The 20,462-nt window shown below is 50.1% G+C and carries 18 protein-coding genes; 9 read left to right on the forward strand and 9 right to left on the reverse strand.

The window, feature by feature from the left end:
* The first annotated feature begins 143 nt into the window (after nt 1–143).
* Nucleotides 144–2,165 (forward strand): hypothetical protein, encoded by a 2,022-nt coding sequence (locus ACO0LD_RS19380; RefSeq protein WP_423009800.1) that lies wholly within the window; start codon nt 144–146, stop codon nt 2,163–2,165.
* 79 nt (nt 2,166–2,244) lie between these two features.
* On the opposite strand, the gene ACO0LD_RS19385 is transcribed toward ACO0LD_RS19380, so the two are convergent.
* From ACO0LD_RS19385 to ACO0LD_RS19400, 4 genes are all read right to left on the reverse strand, one after another.
* Entirely contained in the window at nt 2,245–3,069 is an 825-nt protein-coding gene (locus ACO0LD_RS19385) for a DUF2189 domain-containing protein (protein WP_423009802.1), read from the reverse strand.
* Nucleotides 3,070–3,168: 99 nt separating this feature from the next.
* A complete protein-coding gene (locus ACO0LD_RS19390; protein ID WP_423009804.1) occupies nt 3,169–4,140 on the reverse strand; it encodes an alpha/beta hydrolase family protein in 972 nt (323 codons plus the stop codon).
* A 5-nt stretch (nt 4,141–4,145) separates the two neighbouring features.
* Nucleotides 4,146–4,730 (reverse strand): TMEM175 family protein, encoded by a 585-nt coding sequence (locus tag ACO0LD_RS19395; RefSeq protein WP_423009951.1) that lies wholly within the window; start codon nt 4,728–4,730, stop codon nt 4,146–4,148.
* Nucleotides 4,731–4,851: 121 nt separating this feature from the next.
* Nucleotides 4,852–5,232 carry a tautomerase family protein gene (locus tag ACO0LD_RS19400; RefSeq protein WP_423009806.1) on the reverse strand — a complete coding sequence of 127 codons (381 nt, stop codon included), beginning with the start codon at nt 5,230–5,232 and terminating at the stop codon, nt 4,852–4,854.
* 303 nt (nt 5,233–5,535) lie between these two features.
* Here ACO0LD_RS19400 and ACO0LD_RS19405 point away from each other — a divergent pair, with 303 nt between their 5' ends.
* Nucleotides 5,536–6,249 carry a substrate-binding periplasmic protein gene (locus ACO0LD_RS19405; protein ID WP_423009808.1) on the forward strand — a complete coding sequence of 238 codons (714 nt, stop codon included), beginning with the start codon at nt 5,536–5,538 and terminating at the stop codon, nt 6,247–6,249.
* Here the strand turns inward: ACO0LD_RS19405 and ACO0LD_RS19410 are convergent.
* Entirely contained in the window at nt 6,246–7,370 is a 1,125-nt protein-coding gene (locus ACO0LD_RS19410) for a DUF2855 family protein (RefSeq protein WP_423009810.1), read from the reverse strand. The genes ACO0LD_RS19405 and ACO0LD_RS19410 overlap by 4 nt on opposite strands.
* Nucleotides 7,371–7,640: 270 nt before the next feature.
* Between ACO0LD_RS19410 and ACO0LD_RS19415 the strand changes: the two genes are divergently transcribed.
* The 6 genes from ACO0LD_RS19415 to ACO0LD_RS19440 all read left to right on the forward strand — a co-directional run bounded on the left by ACO0LD_RS19415 (nt 7,641) and on the right by ACO0LD_RS19440 (nt 12,878).
* Nucleotides 7,641–8,288 (forward strand): hypothetical protein, encoded by a 648-nt coding sequence (locus tag ACO0LD_RS19415; RefSeq protein WP_423009812.1) that lies wholly within the window; start codon nt 7,641–7,643, stop codon nt 8,286–8,288.
* The gene (locus ACO0LD_RS19420; RefSeq protein WP_423009814.1) at nt 8,285–8,962 is read left to right on the forward strand and encodes an ABC transporter ATP-binding protein; all 678 of its coding nucleotides are present in this window, start codon (nt 8,285–8,287) and stop codon (nt 8,960–8,962) included. The genes ACO0LD_RS19415 and ACO0LD_RS19420 overlap by 4 nt, the downstream gene beginning before the upstream one ends.
* Complete coding sequence (locus ACO0LD_RS19425; RefSeq protein ID WP_423009816.1) at nt 8,959–10,176, forward strand: ABC transporter permease; 1,218 nt, start codon at nt 8,959–8,961, stop codon at nt 10,174–10,176. The genes ACO0LD_RS19420 and ACO0LD_RS19425 overlap by 4 nt, the downstream gene beginning before the upstream one ends.
* A gap of 13 nt (nt 10,177–10,189) precedes the next feature.
* Nucleotides 10,190–10,930, forward strand: a complete 741-nt coding sequence (locus tag ACO0LD_RS19430) for an outer membrane lipoprotein-sorting protein (RefSeq protein WP_423009818.1) — start codon at nt 10,190–10,192, stop codon at nt 10,928–10,930.
* 2 nt (nt 10,931–10,932) lie between these two features.
* Entirely contained in the window at nt 10,933–12,186 is a 1,254-nt protein-coding gene (locus ACO0LD_RS19435; protein ID WP_423009820.1) for a hypothetical protein, read from the forward strand.
* A gap of 62 nt (nt 12,187–12,248) precedes the next feature.
* Complete coding sequence (locus ACO0LD_RS19440) at nt 12,249–12,878, forward strand: hypothetical protein (protein ID WP_423009822.1); 630 nt, start codon at nt 12,249–12,251, stop codon at nt 12,876–12,878.
* 21 nt (nt 12,879–12,899) lie between these two features.
* Here the strand turns inward: ACO0LD_RS19440 and ACO0LD_RS19445 are convergent, their stop codons facing one another.
* The 3 genes from ACO0LD_RS19445 to ACO0LD_RS19455 form a co-directional block, all read right to left on the reverse strand.
* On the reverse strand, nt 12,900–13,877 hold the full coding sequence (locus ACO0LD_RS19445) for a GGDEF domain-containing protein (RefSeq protein WP_423009824.1): 978 nt from the start codon (nt 13,875–13,877) through the stop codon (nt 12,900–12,902).
* 204 nt (nt 13,878–14,081) lie between these two features.
* Entirely contained in the window at nt 14,082–14,630 is a 549-nt protein-coding gene (locus ACO0LD_RS19450; RefSeq protein ID WP_423009826.1) for a GNAT family N-acetyltransferase, read from the reverse strand.
* 26 nt (nt 14,631–14,656) lie between these two features.
* Nucleotides 14,657–15,763 (reverse strand): HD-GYP domain-containing protein, encoded by a 1,107-nt coding sequence (locus ACO0LD_RS19455; protein ID WP_423009828.1) that lies wholly within the window; start codon nt 15,761–15,763, stop codon nt 14,657–14,659.
* Between the two features lie 300 nt (nt 15,764–16,063).
* On the opposite strand from ACO0LD_RS19455, the gene ACO0LD_RS19460 reads away from it, so the two are divergent.
* The gene (locus ACO0LD_RS19460) at nt 16,064–17,119 is read left to right on the forward strand and encodes an SAM-dependent methyltransferase (protein WP_423009829.1); all 1,056 of its coding nucleotides are present in this window, start codon (nt 16,064–16,066) and stop codon (nt 17,117–17,119) included.
* 107 nt (nt 17,120–17,226) lie between these two features.
* Here the strand turns inward: ACO0LD_RS19460 and ACO0LD_RS19465 are convergent, their stop codons facing one another.
* Nucleotides 17,227–20,115 (reverse strand): M16 family metallopeptidase, encoded by a 2,889-nt coding sequence (locus ACO0LD_RS19465; RefSeq protein WP_423009830.1) that lies wholly within the window; start codon nt 20,113–20,115, stop codon nt 17,227–17,229.
* Nucleotides 20,116–20,462: the final 347 nt, after the last annotated feature.

A 20,462-nucleotide genomic window follows, 5' to 3' on the forward strand; every position in this document is an offset into this window, starting at 1 on the left:
AACTAACCACTATGAGGATTTTTTTATTTGCCTGAATGTTTACTGGTTCTGCGCCTTAAGTGAGGCAGCGTACAGAGTATTGATGAAAGTAGATATAGGCTGTAAATACGTATAAAAGTAAGTTCCAGGAAAGCAGGTAGTGCATGATTATCTCGCCCATCAGCTCAGTTACCACCTCATTAACCACGCCAGCATTGCAAGCAGCATCAGCAATCAATCTGGGTACGATTAATCCCCTGTCACCAGCAATAAGCAGCAACCCCGGCTTGCTTGATGCGATACATAGTAATAACATCACTGTTGATGTTTCTGCGCTGGGTGAGTTGTTGGCCTACACAGCGCGTTTGCAAAGCAGGCGAACTGCCAATGTTTCAACGAATGGCTCAACTACCAATACCGTAACGCAGGCTGATGCCACGCAAACCAAGGCTGACATTGCCCAGCTCACTGCTATTGCGACTTCATTGGTAGACACATTTAACCAACTGCAAGCCAGCAACTCCAATCTGGCCGAAAACCCTTTGATACCCAGCAGTAGCGACAGCCTCTTGCAGGCCATGAATGCGGGCGCACAAAATGCAGACGGCAGCAGCCTGTTCGAGCAATTGGGAAAAATTGGGATCAACTTGCAAAATCTCGCCCAACCAGACAGCAACAGTTTTCTGACACTGGATGTGAATGCTTTTCAAAATGCTCTGACGGAAAATCCAGCAGGCACGACATCTTTACTGACGCAAGCATTGCAGGTACTGGGTAGTGCCGAGAGCACGCTTATCGCACAAAATCAGGAACTGGCTTCTGGCAATCTTTTGGCAACTACCGGTTCGACTGATACTGAAAATACTGATGTGACAAATCCAGCTTCAAGTACCGATACGAATAGCAATAGTATTAGTAATGTCAGTAACAACAATGCATCAGTCAATGTAAATGAGGACGCAGTTACCGCGACGACCACCGCCGATGCACAACTCCAGCAAGCATTGGGAGATGAAGCGCTGCGAACTGCGATTGATACCACCAGGAATACTCAGGCAGCAGTTATCAGCGCCGACAGTGCCAATGATGCAGTGAGCAATTCGCAGCTTACGCCTGCAATATCCGCATCGTCAGAAACAACTACTACAGAAACGCTTGCCCCAAATAACGCGACAACGAATTCGCAAATTAATTCGCAAGTTAGTGCAGCGCTCAATCCAACTATTGACACATCTGCTGATGCCACGGCCAATATAACGTCTGCCATAACTTCTGCCACAGCGACAGACATAGCATCGAATACGACATTAAATACCAAAGCACCTGATCAGGAGAGCAGCACAAATGTTTCGGCAACTGCGTCCGGTGCAAGTGCAGGTAGTAACACCAGTGCCCTGTCAACTGCAACAGAAGCGCCTGAGATTACCGTCGCAGCGTCTTCGCTGCCGCTGAATTCACAAACTACAGCTCAAACAAATATCCAGGCACCACCTGCAGCATCAGTAGATACACCTACGACAATAGAGGCAAGCATAGCGAATGCAAATAAGCTTGCAGCAAACCCTGCAGTACCATCGTCGCTGCTGACCGAAAGCCAGCTGGAAAACCAGGTTGCGGCAAATTCGATTAAATTGAATGAGAGCGCCGCATCCAACACAGCATCAACAAATGCGAAGACAGTGCCCAACAACTCTTCCACGTTTGCAGAGGTCAGCAAGACACTCGATACGATCAATCAGGCTACCACAGCAGCAAACAAGCTTGCGGCTAACAATCCCCCTTTACCAAGCAGTCCAGTTTCAACGACAGTTGCTGCCCCGGTGGCTAGCAATGCCAGTACTCTGCAAACAACACCTGTCAATAACAATGCCATAATAAACACTAGCGCTAGTGGCACTGGCATACAGGCCAGCATCAATCCCCTGATTTCTGCCGCAGTAGCTGCATTTCGTGTGAGAGATGGTCTTCAGGCCAATACAACAGAAAAACCGCGCTCAGCAGAGACTGATGCAGTCACAGCGCCAGAAGCTGTCACGTTGGTAGAACCGGTCACACTGGATTTGCATGAACATGCACAAAACCAGCGTCATGATGCAGAGGCGGACTCTGCATATCATCAAGCCAAAGAGCTGGGTGAACCAGAAAAAGATAGTGATGCTGCTGGCGATATCAATGTAAAGGTCTGATCAATTTAAGGTATGGACTGCGGTTCGATCTGGCTGCTGATGGTCAACTCAGGTCAACTTAGGTTATCTGCTTGTCACCTTACTGACGATCAGCAGCATTACCAACCACGTCCTTATAAGCATGCCAGCTTGCATGCCCAATAATCGGCATAAGTATCACGAAGCCCAGATTCCAGCTCATGAAGCTGAGCACCACACTGGCAATGATGAGTGAAGACCAGATGATAGTCGCTGGAACATTGACGAACAAGGCAACACAACTGATGATCATGGCGGTAATGGCGTCGGTATCTCTGTCGAGCATCAAGGGTATCGACACCCAGCTGATGGCAAATACCAGACTGGCAAAAACAAAACCTATGAAGATATATACGGCCAGAAATTCCAGATTATTCAGTGAAAACAATTGCGCCAGAAAACCCTGCATGGTCGGCATGCCCTTGTTATAAAAAAGTGCAAAGATCACCAGTGAAGCACGCGCCCATACCATCATGATGACGGCCAGTACTAGCGCCAGCACGCCAATATTGCTCCAGCGACCCCGCATGGAAAATACACTGTCCAACAAACCTGAACGCACATTTTCAAGGCGACGGCTGATATCGTATAAACCCAGCGCTAGCAAAGGACCTACCAGCAAAAAACCACATGTCAGGGCAGACAAATATTCAGGTACATTATTCAGCACCAGTCGCAAGACCAGCCCCATGGCGGCAAAGCACGCGCCATAAAAAATGCTGGAGCCACCAGAAGCGCGAACATCTTGCCAGCCCAACCGCAACCAGACCAGTGGTCGGAACATGTTCACCCGGCGCAATGGCGGGAAAACTGCTTCATTGTCGATGACGGTCTTGATGTCAGGAGGTGCACTATCCCCGCCCCTGCCCTGCGATTGATTTGCCATATTCTCCCCAGATATGTGGAAATGTCCGCTTCTATGATACGGATCAATTTCCATCCTAAGACAGTCTGCTACTAATGGCAATCCATTGCTGCAGATGTTTTATTTCTTCTTGAATTTATCGCGCAAGAAAGTATTGAGGCCGGTGCTCAATTCGGGAGCTAAAGGTAGATCCGGGTCTGTATAAGAAGACATTTGCTGCGTCATGTCCCCGCGAATAATTTTCAATACATGGTTCATATCATGAACCAGCAAGCTGTCCGCCTCTGGCTTGGCCGCCATCAAGGCCTTCAATTGCGCAGTATCTACCTGTATATCCTTGTCACCCTGTATTAATAGTATAGGGCAACTCAGTTTGACTATTTCCTGTTCTGGCGTGTAATGAAACCAGGAAATAAGATAAGGCTGTACGCTGTCGCGATACAAAGACCTTAATTCTACCGGCACATCAGTATAGATTTTTCCAGCTTGCAGTGAACTGAGGATTTCTTCATTCCTGGTCGCCAGAAGTGGTGGCAACTTCCCTTGCAATTGCTGACGCAAAACATCCGCCGCATTTTTTGCCGGGCCTGCCACAGATATGTATGCTTTGACCGGCTCTTGCTGCGCAGCCAGCATGGCGATCAGCGAGCCCTCGCTATGACCAAGTATGGCCACACCAGAAAACCGTACGTCTGCTTTTAGCAACCTTATCCAGGCCACGGCATCCTGCACATAGGTTTCAAAGCGCAGATCAGCTTCAGATGCTACAGCACCTGCACTGCCAGCAACGCCACGCTTGTCAAAGCGTACCGATGCTACCCCAGCCTGTGCCATGGATGCTGCCAGCATTTTCAGTGAATCATTCTTGCCTTTCAGGCCGACCGTATTGCCATCCCTGTCGGTGGCACCTGAACCTGCAATAATCAATACAACAGGCGGTTTCACCCCATTGGCAGGCATGATCAGGCTGCCCTCAATCTTGCCACCTGTGGTAGCAAGTACGATATCCTGATCATAATCGGCCTGTCTTGCGATAGCCGATGTGCAAAAAATGACTGCCACCAGAGCCGCGGCAAATATCGTCATGCGCATGGGATTTACTCTTCGTGGTTCTTCAAGACTTTTTCTATGCGGCGGTCAGGTATCAGCCATATCAAGGCCATCGCGACATACATTGCCATCGCCACCAGGGGATACCAGCAAGCCAGCAACATGCCAGTAGCATAGACCGCAGGCGAAAGTTTGCCCTTCCAGTCTGCGCCTACAGCTTTTTTCAGCAATGAATCTGCCCCCTGAGTGGCAATGATCTGCTGTTGCAGGATGAAATAAGCAATCGCAGCCATCAGCAAGACCGCACCATACAGGGCTGCAGGGATAGGGGCGAAATGATTTTCACCTACCCAGCCAGTAGCGAATGGAATCAGTGAAAGCCAGAACAGCAAATGCAGGTTGGCCCATAAAATCCCGCCAGTCACCTTGCGGCAGGTATGCAGCATGTGATGGTGGTTATTCCAGTAGATACCGACATAGACAAAGCTCAGGATATAACTGAGGAATACCGGCCATACAGGCAGCAAGATTTCCAGTGTGCCACCATGTGGCACCTTCATTTCCAGCACCATGATAGTGATCAGGATGGCGATAACGCCGTCGCTGAATGCTTCCAGCCTGGTTTTTCCCATCATGCTTGCTCCGTCTTGTTAAACTTTAATTATTCTGACGGATATGTTTGTCCAGCGCCAGCAAAAAACTTTGTGACGCTTGTGTGGAGCTTGCAGGTGCCGGTCTAATTTGCTCAGCAGCTTATGTGTGCAATAGCCTGCCGCCAGCGAAAGACCAATTCTCCCAGGCTGTTTCCCTGAAGCAGACCATGATGTTTTCTGGATTCATGCTCTTGTCGCAGAGACGTTTCATGAGGGTGTCCAGTAACTTCTTCTTGATCTGTACACTGCGCCCGACTGACCAGAGTATCTCTATCAGGACAAAGTCCTGGTTTCTGTCCTTGTGCAAGTCAGGGTAATGAGTATCAAAGCGGAAGTTTTCGGTATCAAGTTCCAGTATGCGCTGGAACTTGTCTTTCTCTGGCACACCCGCTTCTACCAATGCCGCATGTACGGCATTCAAGACGGTCTCTTTGAACAACAGAGACTTGGGTTTGCAGACGGTGATTGTGACTAGGGGCATGATGTCTCCTTTTCTACAAAAACTGCGACTTTAAAGAAGCTTATTTCCATCTTAGCAAATTAATTAGCTCTTTTGAAATTTGTTCATGTTTATTTTAGTAAGGCTTTGTAGCGATTAAGTTATATCAAGCTTCGCTTAACAAATCCTTACCTAAGACCGCTATACAAGCCCGTCTCACCAAAGGTATCATCGCACATCATTTCCGCACGAAAACATTGCATGTCAGATAAGTATCACGCCATTTTTCTGAACGTCTCCCGTTTAATGGGGATGCTGCTCTGTCTGTGCTGCCTGCAATCAAAAGTGCATGCTGAAACTATCCTGCCTTTGCTACTCGCAGAAACCCGTGATGAAAATGGAGAGATTGCTCCCATCCGGCCAGAGAACCAAAAAATCATCGCCTATTTTGAACGCGCCATGGATGTGAAATTTGAGGTGCGTCGCTATCCCCTGCCCCGCGTCATAGAAAACATAGGCAAAGGTGAAGGACTGGGATTTGGCTTGTCGAAAAATAGTGAACGGCTGAAAACCATGCGTTATTCAGAAGCGGTTTTTTCAGACTTTGTGTGGGTCGTGGTCAGGGATGACAGCCATATGAAATATGCTGGCATCAACGATTTGCAAGGCAAATCCGTGGGCATAGTCAGGGGCATACGCTTTGGTGATGAGATCGACAAATTGCGCAATGTGGCGTTCAAGGTAGAAGAAGATCAGCCGCAAAGCAGTTCGCGCCTGAAAAAACTTTTATCAGGGCGCATGGATGTCATGCTGGTCAATTCACGCCTGCCGAATGCCAGGGACCTGGAAGCGGAACTGAACCTTTATCTGGATGAAAAGAACCTGCGCAGCGAAACACAAATGAATTACGGCGTCAAGGTGTTTGCCAAGCCTTTGCTGGTTGACCCCATCCATTTCACTGCTGGCATCAATACCAAAGCAGAAGTCATTAACAAAATCAATGCAGCCATCATCAAGGGCAGGAAATCTGGCGATTTGCCCACCCTCTGGAAAAATTAAGCAGTGTCACCGCTGAGCAATGTCAGGACATTACCCTGATCAGGCCGGGCGGCCCCACCCAGCATATCATCATAGACTTGCCTTACTGCAGTCTCACCCTGGCCGTGGATAACCTGCATCCATGGTTTTTCTGCCGCCATCACCGGTTGCATAAAGGCTTGCCAGGCTTCAGCCAAGCGCGATTGCACGCCATTCGGCCCCCAGTCTGTCATGCGCTTCTTGATTTGAGCTGGTGCAAAAAACAGAGTCGGTTTTGCGCCAGGCAGGTTTGATCCACCGCTCAACTCTTCCCAATGCGTGCCACCGACAGCACAGCTATATTTCATATTGTCTTTGAAATGATGATGCAACTGGCTGCGCAATTGTCCATTGCCAGCCATATCGACATACACAACGCCCTGGTCAGCAGCCAACTCAGTCACCTGGTCGTAACTGATGACCTCATCATAGATAGCCATATTCCGTACAAATCCCAGATTGCCAGCAGAAGTCAGACCAACGACCTTGCAAGCCTTGCCCTTGCGCAAGGAGAGCATGAATGCCAGACCATAAGCGGTTTTGCTGGAAGCACTGGAGATCAGTACGGTCTGTGCACCAAAGAACTGATTGTCATCGAGAAAATCATCAATCATGAATGAGGTGATGAACAAGGGTCGCAGCAAGACTTGCACATCTTCTGATTCTTTGGTGTAACCAGGGTCAGTACTTGTTCTGACATAGTGATTGTACAAACCATGCATTGCTTGCCTGTGCTCTGAACCATCGACAAAGCCGCCAGGCGATACCCGCGTCGCCTGTACTGTCAGATGAGTCGCCATGGGGTAGTAACCATAAAAGCGTTCACCTACTTCGACTCCTTCTGCTTTTGAAGCCAACACATCGCCAAAACCCCAGACCGGGATATTGCCCCAGCCTTCATCCGTAGGGAAAAAATTCCAGTAATGCATGGCTGTGCCAAAGGCGGCATAAGTCACATTATTGGATGTAAAAGCAAAACGCTCCACCTGCAAGACCACCTGGCCATTTTGCAGTTCTGCCTCAGCAGGCACATGCAGGGGCTTGAATCTGGACTCCAATAAATTGCTTTTATTGACAATAAATTCTTTGGCTGGATTTTTCATGGTCTCGTCTTTTTCTCGTCTTTATTTGTCATTTTATTAGGGAATTTACATTTAAATTCTAGTATTGCACGATTCAGGAAATTTTTCCTGTCTTGCCAATATTTCCATATAAGCAAAATCCCAGGCGCAATACCCCATCCATTCGCGCCATTTTTACTACCGTTCACGGCAAAGTTCCCTACCTCGTCGCATCTCCATTGAGGGTTAAGCACGCTCTATTTAATCTCCGTCCTGTAGCAAGCCCCCCATTTAAACAAACAGGAGATACACATGCGCGCATTTCACCTCACTACCAGTAAAAAAATTCTGCTGGCAAGCAGCCTGGCTTTGCTAGTCAGCAGCCAGGCCATGGCATTTTCTGAGCCAGAGTTTAAAACTGCCTTCCAGCAATTCACCCAGTCTGGCAAAGGTAGTGAAGAAGCTGCCGCCAGTGCCTTCAATGAATTGCTCAAGCAAGACCCCGCAAGCCCACTGATCATGGCTTATGCCGGTGCCAGCACGGGAAGGCTGGCAGTAACTACCATGTTCCCCTGGAAAAAAATGTCTTACGCAGAAGATGGCATGGCGATGCTCGAAAAAGCCTTGCAACTAGCCGCCGCCAATGAAAATGCGCAAGCGCATGGCAGCACGCCAGTGATACTGGAAGTCAAGTATGTCGCCGCCAGCACCTTCCTGGCTGTGCCAGCTTTCATGAATCGTGGTCCGCGTGGGGTCAAGCTCTTGAATGAAGTACTGGAACACAAGCAATTCGACAAGGCAGAACCAGGCTTTCGTGGCTCGGTGTTGATGCGCGCTGCCAGTCTGGCGAATGAACAAAAACGCCCTGAAGATGCCAAGCGCTACCTGAATGAAGTGGTCAAACAAAATGCACCGCAGGCAGAAGCCGCCAAGGCCATGTTGAAAGGTATCCCATCATGAGCCTGGCACCTGCCATAGAACTGCATGCAGTTCACAAGACCTACCAACTGGGTGCACATGTCGTCAAGGCATTGCAAGGTGTAGACCTGACACTGCAGCGTGGTGAATTGCTGGCCCTGACCGGCCCGTCTGGCAGCGGCAAAAGCACGATACTGAATCTGTGCGGCCTGATAGACCATGCGGACGCTGGCGATATCTTGCTGAACGGCGTCAACATCAATCAATACAATGAAACGCAAAAGACACTACAAAGACGCGACACCATAGGTTTTATCTTTCAAAGCTTTAACCTGGTGCCCGTCATGACAGTGGCTGAGAATGTCGATTACCCGCTCTTCCTGACCGGTGTACCGGTAGCCGAAAGACGTGAGCGGGTAACAGCGCAATTGAAAGCCGTTGGCCTGCATGAGCATGCCCAGCATTTGCCAGACGCCTTGTCTGGTGGCCAGCGCCAAAGGGTGGCTATCGCCCGCGCACTCATCAAACGCCCCAGCCTGGTGATTGCAGATGAACCCACGGCCAGCCTGGATTCACATACCGCCGACCAGGTGCTGGATCTGATGCGTGAACGTGGTCATGCAGAAGGCGTGGCCTTCATCATCGCCAGCCATGATAACCGCCTGACTAGCCGCAGTGACCGCATTGTGTCACTGCTGGATGGGAGATTGCAATGAAACTCAGCTGGCTCAAATTTGCCTTTTACAATACCCTGCGCAACCGCCGTCGTTCCGGCATTACCGTGGTGATTGCTGCACTGGGCACAGCCGCCATCTTGCTGGCTGGTGGCTTTGCCTATTCCACCTATGAAGGTCTGGCGCAGATATCGGCACGCAGCACGGGGCACCTCATCATAGGCAAGCCCCAGCACTTCACCAGTGACCAGGATGTGCCCCTGCAATATGGTCTGGAAAATGCAGCAGCCCTGCAAAGCAAGCTGCTGGCTGACCCTGCCGTACGCTATGTCTTGCCACGCATAGAATATAGCGGCCTGATCAGCAATGGTGACAAGTCCACCATCATGATGGCGGTAGGCATAGACCCGGATGCTGAATTCTCGGTCAAAGGCCCTACCCTGACATTGAAAGAAGGCGAACTCCTGCAAACCGAATCAGCAGAGGCAGAAATTGTTTTGGGTGAAGCACTGGCACGCAGCCTGAAAGCCAAACCCGGCAGCAGCCTGACGCTGATGGCCAGCACTACAGATGGTGCCCTGAATGCGGTTGATGTCACCGTCAGGGGCCTGGTATCTACGGGTGTGCCTGACCTCGATAAACGCCTGGTGTATTCAAACATCAAGACCGCGCAAAAGCTGTTGAATACCCAGCGCATTTCCAGCCTCGGTGTGTTCCTGAACTCCATGGATGCGACCCTGCCTGCGCAAGCCAGGCTGGCAAAAGTATTCCCTGATCTGACCGTGCAAAACTGGCTGGAACAAGCCTTCTTTTATAAATCTGTACGTGATTTGTATAACCGCATCTTTGGTGCACTCGGTGCCATCATCAGTGTCATCGTGGTGTTCGTGGTTGCCAATGCGATGGCCATGGCCATCATAGAACGTACCCGTGAAGTTGGCACACTGCGCGCAATGGGTACCTTGCCAGGGCAATTGATACGCAGCTTTTCATTTGAAGGAATGATATTGGGTGGCACAGGCGCCATCGCCGGTGCCTTGCTGGCGATTACCGTTGCGCTATTGCTCATCGTGTTCCCGGTAGAAATGCCGCCACCACCAGGACGCTCCAGCGGTTACCCCTTACTGATCACGATAGATGCTGCAATGTATGCCTTCACTGTGTTCATGATGATTGCCCTGTCCATGCTGTCATCGGCCTTCATCGCCCGCAAAACCTTGCGCCAACCTATCGTCGATGCGCTGGCACATAACTAAGACTGGAACAAAAATGAAAACAACTACCAACATCGCCGCCCTGCTGCTGGCAGCAGCAACAGGTCTGGCCAGGGCAGATGAAGTCAGTGACATCCTGAAAGCGGCTGACCAGTTCAGGGTCGGCACAGAAAACATGCAGGTGGAGACTGAGATCACTACTTTTGCCAAGGATGGCAGTAAGGAAAAGGAAAGAAATTACCTGGTGTTTTCACAAGTCAATCATCAATCCCTGGTGCTCATGAAAAGTCCGGCAGAAAAAGGGCAAAAAGTCTTGATGCTGGGTGATGACTTCTGGATGCTCTTGCCCGGCAGCCAGCGCCCGTTGCGCATCACGCCCATGCAAAAATTATTGGGGGATGCCTCTATCGGTGACATCGCCACCATGAGCTGGGCCCAAGACTACACAGGCAAAATCATAGGCGAAGAAAAATGCAACGACAAACCCTGCATGCATCTGAGCCTGAACGCTGTGCGTAAATCCGTGGCCTACCAGCGCATAGAACTGTGGCTGGGCAAGACCCGCCACGAACCCATCAAGGCAGACTTGTATGTGCAGTCAGAAAAACTCGCCAAGCAAGCCAGCTTTGTCCTCGACAAAGCGCAAGTGCCGACTACCGTGTCAGAAATGATCCTGCTGGATCAATTGAGTAGCCATAAGGAAACACGTGTGCGCTATCTCAGCCGCAAGCAAAAGACCGTACCTGAACAATGGTTGAATCCCATGTTCCTGGCCAAAAACCCTAGTCTGGAGTAGACATGCCTGATTTGAAAAACCCGGCCTTGGGTGCCGTGCTGACTGCCCTGCTCTGCACGCCTGCTTTTGCCATGGCTGAAGATGCGGACTTCAGCGGCCAGGTGCGCGGTCTGGTCAATAGCTATACCAGCAATAGCGCCAGTCAGTTGGCGATTGCCAATCAACTCGCCCCCGGCTTAAGCAGCAAGAACACGCAACTGGGCGTGGTGGAAACTGAATTACGCGCCAGTGGAAAAGGTATTAACGCTGTTGCTACCTTGCAGGGGCAAATCAATGATGGCGGGCGCAGCCAGGCCACGGCATGGCTCAATGAACTGTATGGCAGCCTGGGTGACGGCGCATGGCAGTTCAGTGCCGGCAAAAAAACCATTGCATGGGATGTAGGTTATGGTTTTCGCCCGAATGATGTCGTGGCCCAGGAAAAACGTCGCTCTCTGATCAGCACTACCGTCATCGGCAAGCCTTTGGCGAGTATTGATTATTTCACTGCGAATACATCAGCAACTTTGGTGTGGGTCAACCCCGGCCATGCCTCAACGACAGATATAGCAGATGAACAGGCATTGGCAGCACGGGTCTATCACCGTGCTGGCGGCGTCGATTTGCATGGCTTTGGCCGTTATGGTCAAAAGAGTGGAGGCAGCCTGGGTGCTGCTGCTTCCTGGGTGGCGACGGATGAAATGGAAGTACACGGCTCAGTACGCTTCATGCAAAGAAATACGGGCTTGCGCATGAATACAGATACCACACTACTGCAACGCACCAGCCCATGGCAAAACAATACACAAAACAATGTCGTGCAAGCCATGCTGGGCGCGAACTATACGACGGAATCGCAGCACAGTTTTTTCCTGGAAGCCTGGTGGGATGGCACGGCCTTGTCAGACCGCGAATGGCAAGACTGGAACAAGCGCAACCTGGCTTTGCAGGGCAGCGTAAATTATTTACCACAGATGCAACAAGTCATAGGCTATAACCTGGCCTGGCAAAACCAGGCATTGTCTGCCTCTGGCAATATCCGCCGCAAGAATGTCTTTGCACGCTGGAGCTGGCAAGAGAATAACTGGCAACCTTCGCTGGATATACTGTGGACGCCCGAAGACAATGGCCGCATCATCACCGCTGCACTGGGTTGGCAAGGTGACCGCATCAGTATCAATGGCGGCTTGCGTATTTATGGCGGCCCTAGCAAGGCAATACTGGCGCAACTGCCTGACAGCAAAACCGCCTACATTTCTGCGACCTGGGCATTTTGAGTGTAGGGATGCGCCGATTCAGCGATAATAGCGGCTTATTCCAAGATCGTTGAAAGTCGCGCATGTCGAAATCCCATGTTGATGCCAATTACCGTTTCATCGCCGCCAACCAGGAAGTCAATACCCGCATAGCACAAAGACATCAGGCACTGGCACTATATGTGACACTGGTGGTCAGCCTGCTGGCCGCCCTGGTGGCATTGAAGCCCGGTGAGCCAAACAGCAAACTGCCCATAGAATGGCTGGTCATGGGTTTTCCTGTGGCATCTATCTGCCTGGCATTTTTGAATTACAAGGCTGAACGCTCGATCACGAATTTACGCCATTTCCTGGCCACGCTGGAAAGACTGGAAGATGCCCACCTGCACCTTCCCAGCTATAACACTGACCCGCGCTGGGCAAGGAGCGCCAACAAGGCCAGGCGCTTTCAGGATTATGCATGTGCCGTACTGGTAGCTGCTGCGAATGCCATAGGCCTGGGTGCAGTCACCCACATCTACCCTGAGCGCATCGCTGCCAACCAGTTTGTCATCTGGATCAGTGCGATTACAGCACTGGCTTCCTTATTCGTTTTGCTCTTCATGCCCACCTGGAGTTATCGCCCGGACAGTGAGCTGGAAAAGCAGATCGTCGTAGCGAACGAAGGTGCTGCTATCGTCGATAGCTCAGACCAGCAGAACTCAGGCAAGTAAATTTAAGCAGAAAACTCCAGTTCAAACACTCTCTTCCCGGGCCACGCGCACAGCATTGCGCCCGGATAGTTTTGCCTCATAAAGCTTGGCGTCAGCACGCTGGAACCAGGCTTCGCCATCTTCTCCGGTCATTTTCTTTGCCACTCCTATTGATACGGTGACAGGATAGTCGCGCAGCAATTGCGCTTTTTCTACCAAAGCGCGCAATTCTTCAGCAAAACGCGCTGCAGCAATATCATCTATGCCCATGGCGACAACAACAAACTCTTCTCCTCCATACCGAAAAAAACTGTCTGCTGTACGTATACGCGAACGTAGCAGCGAGCAAAATTGTATCAAGACCTGGTCACCGACCATGTGACCAAACTGGTCATTGATCCTCTTGAAATGATCAAGATCAAGTATCAATATACAGACATCCTTTTGAACGCCATCTTTGGCGCATATGGTCTGCAGTTGTTTGTCAAAAGCACGACGATTCCCGGTCCCCGTCAAAAAGTCTTTTTCTGCCTGCTGGTTCAGCTCAAAATGCTGGAGGCTGGTACGGTCAGAAAAGATATATGAAAACAGATTGATCAACACCAGCGTCACAACCAGACTGGACAAGTCCAGCAACAGCATGGCATTACGTAAAATGAAGATCAGGCATAGCAAAGACACGCTATTGATCATCAGCGCTTCTTTCGCTCTGAGTATGAAGAAGGCTGCAATCATGGTGGGGTAGACCCAGTAGGCGATAGGGACGCCCTTGACATATACAGCCGCCAGCATGCCCATGGAATAAAACACGGTGACAGCAATACCGGCAAGACGTACCCGCCGGGTGCGCCAGACAAATACCATGATGCACAACATGCCAAGCACGATCAAGAGATCGACCGTTGCCATGAGCAAATTGCCCTGGAACAAGCGCACGATGCCAAAAGGAAGGATACTGGGTATGCTCAGGCCACAAAGCATGAGCAAGACAACTTCTTCTTTTGAGCGTTTTAACAACATGCTTGCGTTCCTGGTCTTTGCTGGCCATTGCTAACTATTGCTGACTATTCACTAACAGCGATTCTCACATTAATTGCGATGCTGTCCAATGCCAGCCTAACTCAAGCCACAAGTATATGTCCAACACTAAGCAACAAGCTTTGCGTGAAAAAAACAGTCTTGCTCAATCTTGCTCAGTCTCACCATAGCGCTATGGCAATTTGTTTATTTGCCGTCAATATCAGGATGCAAACAGGAATACATCCAGAAATTGCCTGGTGTGCCCCGCACCAGGCGAAAAGCCCGCAGATAACCCTCACGCCCAAAGCCCATACGCTCCAGCAGTTGTATGGAATGTGAATTGCTTTCAAGCACGGTCGCCTGTATACGGTTGTAAGCAGCTTCATGAAAACCCCAGTCACAGAGCGCCATTGCTGCGACTTGCATGATGCCCTTACCCCAGTATTCAGGCGCCAGGTCATAGGCGAGTTCTGCACTGCGATTGATGTCCGAGATGGTATGAAAACCAACTGTGCCTATCAAGCTGTCATCTGTTTTAGTGGCGATGGCAAGGCGTATGGGTGAATTGATCTCTTCACTCTCATACATGTTGAACTGCGATAGCAAATCGGCCGCACTACTGAGGTTCCAGCTGGTATGCCTGATCACCTCCGGATTCTTGAGATAGTCATACCAGGTTTCGGCATCGCTGCGGCGTATATTGCGCAGGCTTACATCCTTGTGTGAAATTTCTAGTAATTTGCTTACTTGCATACTATCTGCATGACTTGTGATGCAAGCTATTGTTTGGCGATCAGCTTACGTACAACATCATTAAACACTTCCACCATGCCTGCGTCAAACTGGCTTTCAATATTGGCATTGATCTCGGAAATCGCACTTAGCAAACTACGCCTGTAACTACGGTCAGAGCGTTCATTGGTGATAGAGCAAAAGGTATCCACTATCGCCAACATCCTTGCGCCAGGATGTATTTGCTGTCCCTGCAAACCATTTGGATAGCCAGAACCATCATAGCGTTCGTGATGGTCGAGCACGATACGGGCAGCCTCATCCCAGTCGCCAAAACGCAAGAGTATCTGGCTGGCGGTCACCACATGTTCCTGCACTATCTTCTGCTCTTCTCTGGATAAGCCCGCTTCCTTATTAAAAATGCTATGCGGGATAAAGCCCATACCAACATCATGCATTAAGGAGGCAGCCTTTAATTGCCGGGCATCTACCGGCAAACCCAGGGCTTCGTTCAGGGATTCAGTTAATTGTGCTGCTTGTTCACTACGATTTTTTCTATAAATGCTGAGATTATCGATTTGCTGGGCAAACTTGTACATCATTGCCATGTCATCTGATAATTCCAGCAATACCCGCGGCGCCCTGGCGACATTGTCCTTGTTGGCGACTTTGCCATCCAGCGAAGCAATTGCATCCTTGAACTGCTGCGCTTGAAAACCTTTGCTGCTGGTCTTTTCCAATGCATCACACAACTCATACAGCTTCTTGCGCCTGACATCGCTGGTATGCCCATTGGCAATCAGGTCATTGAGCAAATCCTCGACTTCATCGATGGCCAGCAGCAGAAATTCACCCAACTCACGGAAATAAGGGTCTTGCTCTGCCCTCACCCTGGCGACGATCTCTTCAACTTTGTGCAATAACTCAACAAAGGGAATCAATCCCACCATCTGGCAATTGCCCTTGAGCGAATGCATGGCACGGAACAGGCGGTGTACATAGGCTGCTCCCCCCTGATTATTGAGTTCTTTGACGCAAACCTCCGCTTCTTCGCAAGCTTCACGTGTGCAATCGACAAAGTCGTCAATGATGCTACGCTCCATTGCCAGAAATTCAGGACTAGTGAAACTGTCAACGCTGGTGGCGGTATTCATCTTGAGGCTTTCCTGATTGTCGTAGATCAATATTACTAAAAATTATAGTCCAAAGCAGGGTCCTTATATATTGTGCGGGAATTATTTTGAGTTCTCCCAGAGAATATCTACAAAATCTCAATAACTTGATTATTTGCAAAACCATTGCCTACCAGTAAGTAGTGATGACTGTGTCAATTGAAAAATTTAATAGTCAGACTGGCAAATCAATTGCTATTATAGGAAGAATAGCAGCAAGCGCTCTACTTGGTCGCATACGGCATAAGTGCAGTTTATTCAATTCAAGCTAAGATTTATTTCATGAAATCCAGTATTTTGAAATTGGTTTTGCCAGTCTGGCGTGTACTCCCGGCTGAATTTCGTCAATCCGGGTTGGCAGCAAAAATCCGGCAGCAATTTGTGACACCAGCACCGGAAGAGATACCTGCGCCTGTTGTGACACCTGTTGAGCCTGCAGCACCAGTGCATGTAGAAGTGGAGGATCCATTGATACCCGTGCGTGCGTGGCAAGATAGTTTCAAGCCCGTTCACGATTATCAGCAATCACCGCCCCCTGCCCGCACAGATCTGCTGAAATCATCCATGTGCACAGAACAAATGATGCGCACCGAAGTTTTTCAATACTGGACTGCACGCATGGGCGACAGGCCTGGCCATATGCACAGAAAAATCTGGGAATGGGCATTCATCACCCAGGCTTTGAAAGAACGCGGCATGCTGCGAGAAGGCCAACTAGGCCTGGGATTTGCTGTTGGCACTGAGCCATTGACAGCTATCTTCGCTGCGCATGGTGCCAGCATCATCGCGACAGATTTGTTTACCGAAGAAGCACAAGCCAAAGGCTGGGTCGATTCCACTCAACACGCAAATGGCTTTGAAGCCATCAACCAGCGTAATCTCTGTGATGAAAAAGAATTGCGCAGGCTGGTCGAATTCAAGTTTGCCGACATGAACAATATCAGTGAAGAGCTGCATGGCAAATTCGATTTCCTGTGGTCATCCTGCGCTTTTGAACATCTGGGCTCCATCGAGCATGGCAAGCAATTCGTCTACAATGCCATGCATTGCCTGAAGCCTGGTGGCATTGCAGTACACACCACAGAATTCAATATGTCATCGAACGAAGATACTGTAGCCGCTGGCGCGACTGTCTTGTTCCGCAAGCGCGATATCGAAGAAATCATCACTACCCTGCAATCACAAGGCCACCATATAGAAATAGACTGGGATGAAGGTGATGGCTTTGCAGATGGCCATGTCGATATGGCACCCTACATACAAGATACGCATCTGCGTTTGCAGATAGAAAAATACGTAGTGACATCGATAGGTTTGATCGTACAAAAAGCGGCGTAATTTTTAGCAATATCCGCATATTAAAAAGCCCTGCAATCTTCAACGACTGCAGGGCTTTTTAACTATCTGGCGATCTGACTATCTGGCGATCTGACTATCTGGCTGGCTTAATCAGCAAATACCTTGCTTGCAGGTGTGATGCTGACAGCCTCAGCCTTGATATTGAGTTTGCGCTTGCCGATGACTTGATCTTCATCCAGCAATTCCTTGGGTTTATCGGAATTGTATTTGATCGGTGATTCAGCATCGGCCACCAGTTTTGCCTTCAGGTCGGCGGCATCTTTGGCGATGATGACGACGGACAGGTTTTCTGCCGACAAATGCTTCTTGATGGCTGCATTGACATCTGCCAGGCTCAGCTTGCTCAGGTTATCACGCATCATCTTGGTGAATTCTGGCGTATGGTGCCATTGCGAATCCATGGCGTAGCCTAGCTGCTGGTCCTGGGTTGCCGTCATCATGAACACATTCTTCATCAGGTAGGCACGGGTGATCTCGAACTCTTCCTTGCTCAGGCCCTTGTTGACCATCCTGTCGAACTCGGTAAGCGCAACACGTATGGCCATTTGGGAATTTTCCGGTGCGACCGGGCGTATCCAGATTTCAAACAATTGGGACTGACGCGCCCTGTTGGCAGTCGGGAAGAACTGGAACATGCCGCCAGGGAAGGCTTCGATATACGCATAGTCACCATAATTCATGCCGCGTACTTCACGTATGCGCTGGTACAAATGGGAGGAACTGGCGCGGTGTTCGCCCAGCCAGGTCTTGACCAGCCACAGGGCGGCAAAATCAGGATGCGCACGCGTCACCGTGATAGGCTGCCCCAAAGAGATAGCGGTTGCCCGCGTATTCTTTTCTATGATCTCTACTTCCAGCCCTTTGCTGACCTTGCCCACAGGTGCGGCAATGCGCGCAATGCCTGCGCCTTCTGGCAATTTCGCCAAGGCCTGCTGCAAGGAAGCCTGCATCGCTTCTGTCACGTCGCCAGAAATACCAACCTTCAGCGCGCCCTTGGTATAAGCCTGTTTCCAGAACTGCTTGACGTCATCCAGCGTAATCGCATCTATGCCCTTGATCGTACCGAGCACAGGATGAGCATAGGGTGACGCTGCAAACACATTGGTTTGCAGGCGTTCTTTGGCGAGTTCTTCTTCGTTGTTGTCCTTCAGATCCAGCGTCAAGGCATTCTTTTGCGCATCCTTGAGACGGCGGAAATCTTCTTCGCGGAAGCCTGGTTCCAGCAATTGCGGCAAGGCGATATTGACCAGGTCATCCCATTTGTCTTTATGGACGGAACCGCTGAAGGTCGTCATTTCCTTGTCGGTCTGGCCATTGAAGCTGGCCGCCAGCGGGAATAATGCCTTCTTGATTTCATCAATCTTGCGCTCTTTGGAACCTGCCGCATCGACCATGGCTGCTGTCAGGGCTGCCAGACCTTCCTTGCCTGCCGGGTCATTGGCTGCACCGGCATTGAACACCAGCTTGAAGCGTATCTGTGGCAGAGCCGATTTTTGTACCAGCATGTCGAGCTTGGCACCTGTGCTCTTGTCAGCAAAGCTGGCCAGCTTGGGCAACTGGCTGACCTCGGCAGGCAAGGCTGCATTCGACAGCGTAGTGACGATCATGCTGTCATCGCTCAGGTATTTTTTCGCAGCTGCCTGCAAGTCGGCTGGCGTCAAACTATCTATGAGCTGATAGAACTGATTCATGGTCGCGTAAGAACGCTTGTAATGGACAAAGCGCACCAGGGTAGAGGCGATTTGCTCGGTATTATCGAGCGAGCGTATCACGCCGTATTTGAGTGCAGACTTGGCGTCGGCCAATTCCTTGTCCGACAATGGCTTGGTGGTGATGCCAGCAACGGTTTTCAGGATCGCATCACGTACATACACCACGTCTTCCGGCTTCTTGACGCGCGCGCCTATGGTAGCCAGGCCAGGGTCAACATTGTCTGGCGTAAAGTCAAACAACTGATCAACCTTTTGTTCGTCCTGCTGCAAACGTTTGTTCAGGGCAGAGGTAGAACCGAAAGACAGGTTAAGCAGCAGACGCAGGGCTGCATGTTCTTTGTTCACTTCAGAGAAAGCCGGTGCATGGAAAGCCACTGTCACATACGGCAAGGTAGAGCTGGGCCATGGCACATGTTTATAGATCGCACCTGTCGCTAGTGGTTCTGCCGGAACAGCAGGCTGCACCTTGCCGTGCTGCCATTTACCCCAGTACTTCTCAACCAGCGCAATGGCCTTCTGCGGCTCTACATCACCGGCAATGATGACGGTGGTGCGCTCAGGACGGTACCAGCGGTCAAAGAATACCTTGGAATAGGCATATTGATTGGGCATGTCCTCAATATCCTTGAGAAAGCCCATGGTGGTGTGTTTGTAGGTATGTTTCTGATATGCAGCATCGCGCATGACTTCAAACAGCTTGCTGATGGGATTGGCGCTGTTCTTGTTGTATTCACCCAGTACCGCACGCGATTCTGTCTTGAAGTCTGCTTCGCTATAGGACAGGTTCTGGAAACGGTCTGCTTCTATCCTCAGCATGGTTTCCAGGTCTTCCTTGGAAAAGGTCGTGTGATAGTTGGTCAGGTCATCGCTGGTATACGCGTTTTGTCTCGCACCAGTGGCGGTCAATATGTCTTTGTATTTGTCTGCCGGAATTTCCTTGGTACCGCGAAACATCATGTGTTCAAAGAAATGGGCAAAACCGGATTTACCCTCTTCTATCTCATTGCGTGAACCAGTCTGTACCGGGATGTGCAGCGAGATGATGTTTGGCAAGCCAGTAGGCACGATGATGATTTTCAGGCCATTGGGCAAGAGCTTTTCTGTTGCGTGAAATGGCAGCAGGTCTGCGGTTTTTTGTCCTGGTTTGGTTGCTTTGGCAGCCGTAGTTGCCGGGGCAGCTTTATCCTGCGCATGAACAGAAATAGCGGGAAGAAAGGCAGATGCCAGCGCAAGGGCCAGCGTGCTGCGTACAAAGGTTTTCATGGTTGCACCACCTGTAATATTTTATTGTAAGGGAGCTTGATCAGATTCTATGGAGCTACGTTTGACCAACACGCAAAGATAGCTCAAAAAGCAGCAATTTGACTACAGTTTGCAGAACAAGTTCATGGAGCCACTGATTAAGCTACTGCGCGACGCGATTTTGAACCTGCTGTTTTTGCAAGTTCGTCGCCGTACTGAAGCACAACTGCGCTTTTGGGTTTTCAATGCGTCAAGCTAGCGCCGCTCGCTACGCTTAATCAGCGATTCCTAAAAAACCAGAGTTCACTGGCGATGGATACAAAAAAGCCCTGATGCTTTTTATGCATCAGGGCTATCTTTACAACAAA

It is taken from the genome of Undibacterium sp. Ji83W (assembly GCF_049340385.1).
In the GTDB taxonomy this organism is placed as follows: domain Bacteria; phylum Pseudomonadota; class Gammaproteobacteria; order Burkholderiales; family Burkholderiaceae_D; genus Undibacterium.

Bases quoted from the DNA above. Each gene is read 5' to 3' on its own strand.
- ACO0LD_RS19380 (WP_423009800.1), top strand. From the start codon at position 144: ATGATTATCTCGCCCATCAGCTCAGTTACCACCTCATTAACCACGCCA.
- ACO0LD_RS19390 (WP_423009804.1), bottom strand. From the start codon at position 4,140: ATGCGCATGACGATATTTGCCGCGGCTCTGGTGGCAGTCATTTTTTGC.
- ACO0LD_RS19410 (WP_423009810.1), bottom strand. From the start codon at position 7,370: ATGAAAAATCCAGCCAAAGAATTTATTGTCAATAAAAGCAATTTATTG.
- ACO0LD_RS19465 (WP_423009830.1), bottom strand. From the start codon at position 20,115: ATGAAAACCTTTGTACGCAGCACGCTGGCCCTTGCGCTGGCATCTGCC.
- ACO0LD_RS19395 (WP_423009951.1), bottom strand. From the start codon at position 4,730: ATGGGAAAAACCAGGCTGGAAGCATTCAGCGACGGCGTTATCGCCATC.
- ACO0LD_RS19440 (WP_423009822.1), top strand. From the start codon at position 12,249: ATGTCGAAATCCCATGTTGATGCCAATTACCGTTTCATCGCCGCCAAC.
- ACO0LD_RS19385 (WP_423009802.1), bottom strand. From the start codon at position 3,069: ATGGCAAATCAATCGCAGGGCAGGGGCGGGGATAGTGCACCTCCTGAC.
- ACO0LD_RS19455 (WP_423009828.1), bottom strand. From the start codon at position 15,763: ATGAATACCGCCACCAGCGTTGACAGTTTCACTAGTCCTGAATTTCTG.
- ACO0LD_RS19420 (WP_423009814.1), top strand. From the start codon at position 8,285: ATGAGCCTGGCACCTGCCATAGAACTGCATGCAGTTCACAAGACCTAC.
- ACO0LD_RS19400 (WP_423009806.1), bottom strand. From the start codon at position 5,232: ATGCCCCTAGTCACAATCACCGTCTGCAAACCCAAGTCTCTGTTGTTC.
- ACO0LD_RS19435 (WP_423009820.1), top strand. From the start codon at position 10,933: ATGCCTGATTTGAAAAACCCGGCCTTGGGTGCCGTGCTGACTGCCCTG.
- ACO0LD_RS19450 (WP_423009826.1), bottom strand. From the start codon at position 14,630: ATGCAAGTAAGCAAATTACTAGAAATTTCACACAAGGATGTAAGCCTG.
- ACO0LD_RS19415 (WP_423009812.1), top strand. From the start codon at position 7,641: ATGCGCGCATTTCACCTCACTACCAGTAAAAAAATTCTGCTGGCAAGC.
- ACO0LD_RS19425 (WP_423009816.1), top strand. From the start codon at position 8,959: ATGAAACTCAGCTGGCTCAAATTTGCCTTTTACAATACCCTGCGCAAC.
- ACO0LD_RS19460 (WP_423009829.1), top strand. From the start codon at position 16,064: ATGAAATCCAGTATTTTGAAATTGGTTTTGCCAGTCTGGCGTGTACTC.
- ACO0LD_RS19430 (WP_423009818.1), top strand. From the start codon at position 10,190: ATGAAAACAACTACCAACATCGCCGCCCTGCTGCTGGCAGCAGCAACA.
- ACO0LD_RS19445 (WP_423009824.1), bottom strand. From the start codon at position 13,877: ATGTTGTTAAAACGCTCAAAAGAAGAAGTTGTCTTGCTCATGCTTTGT.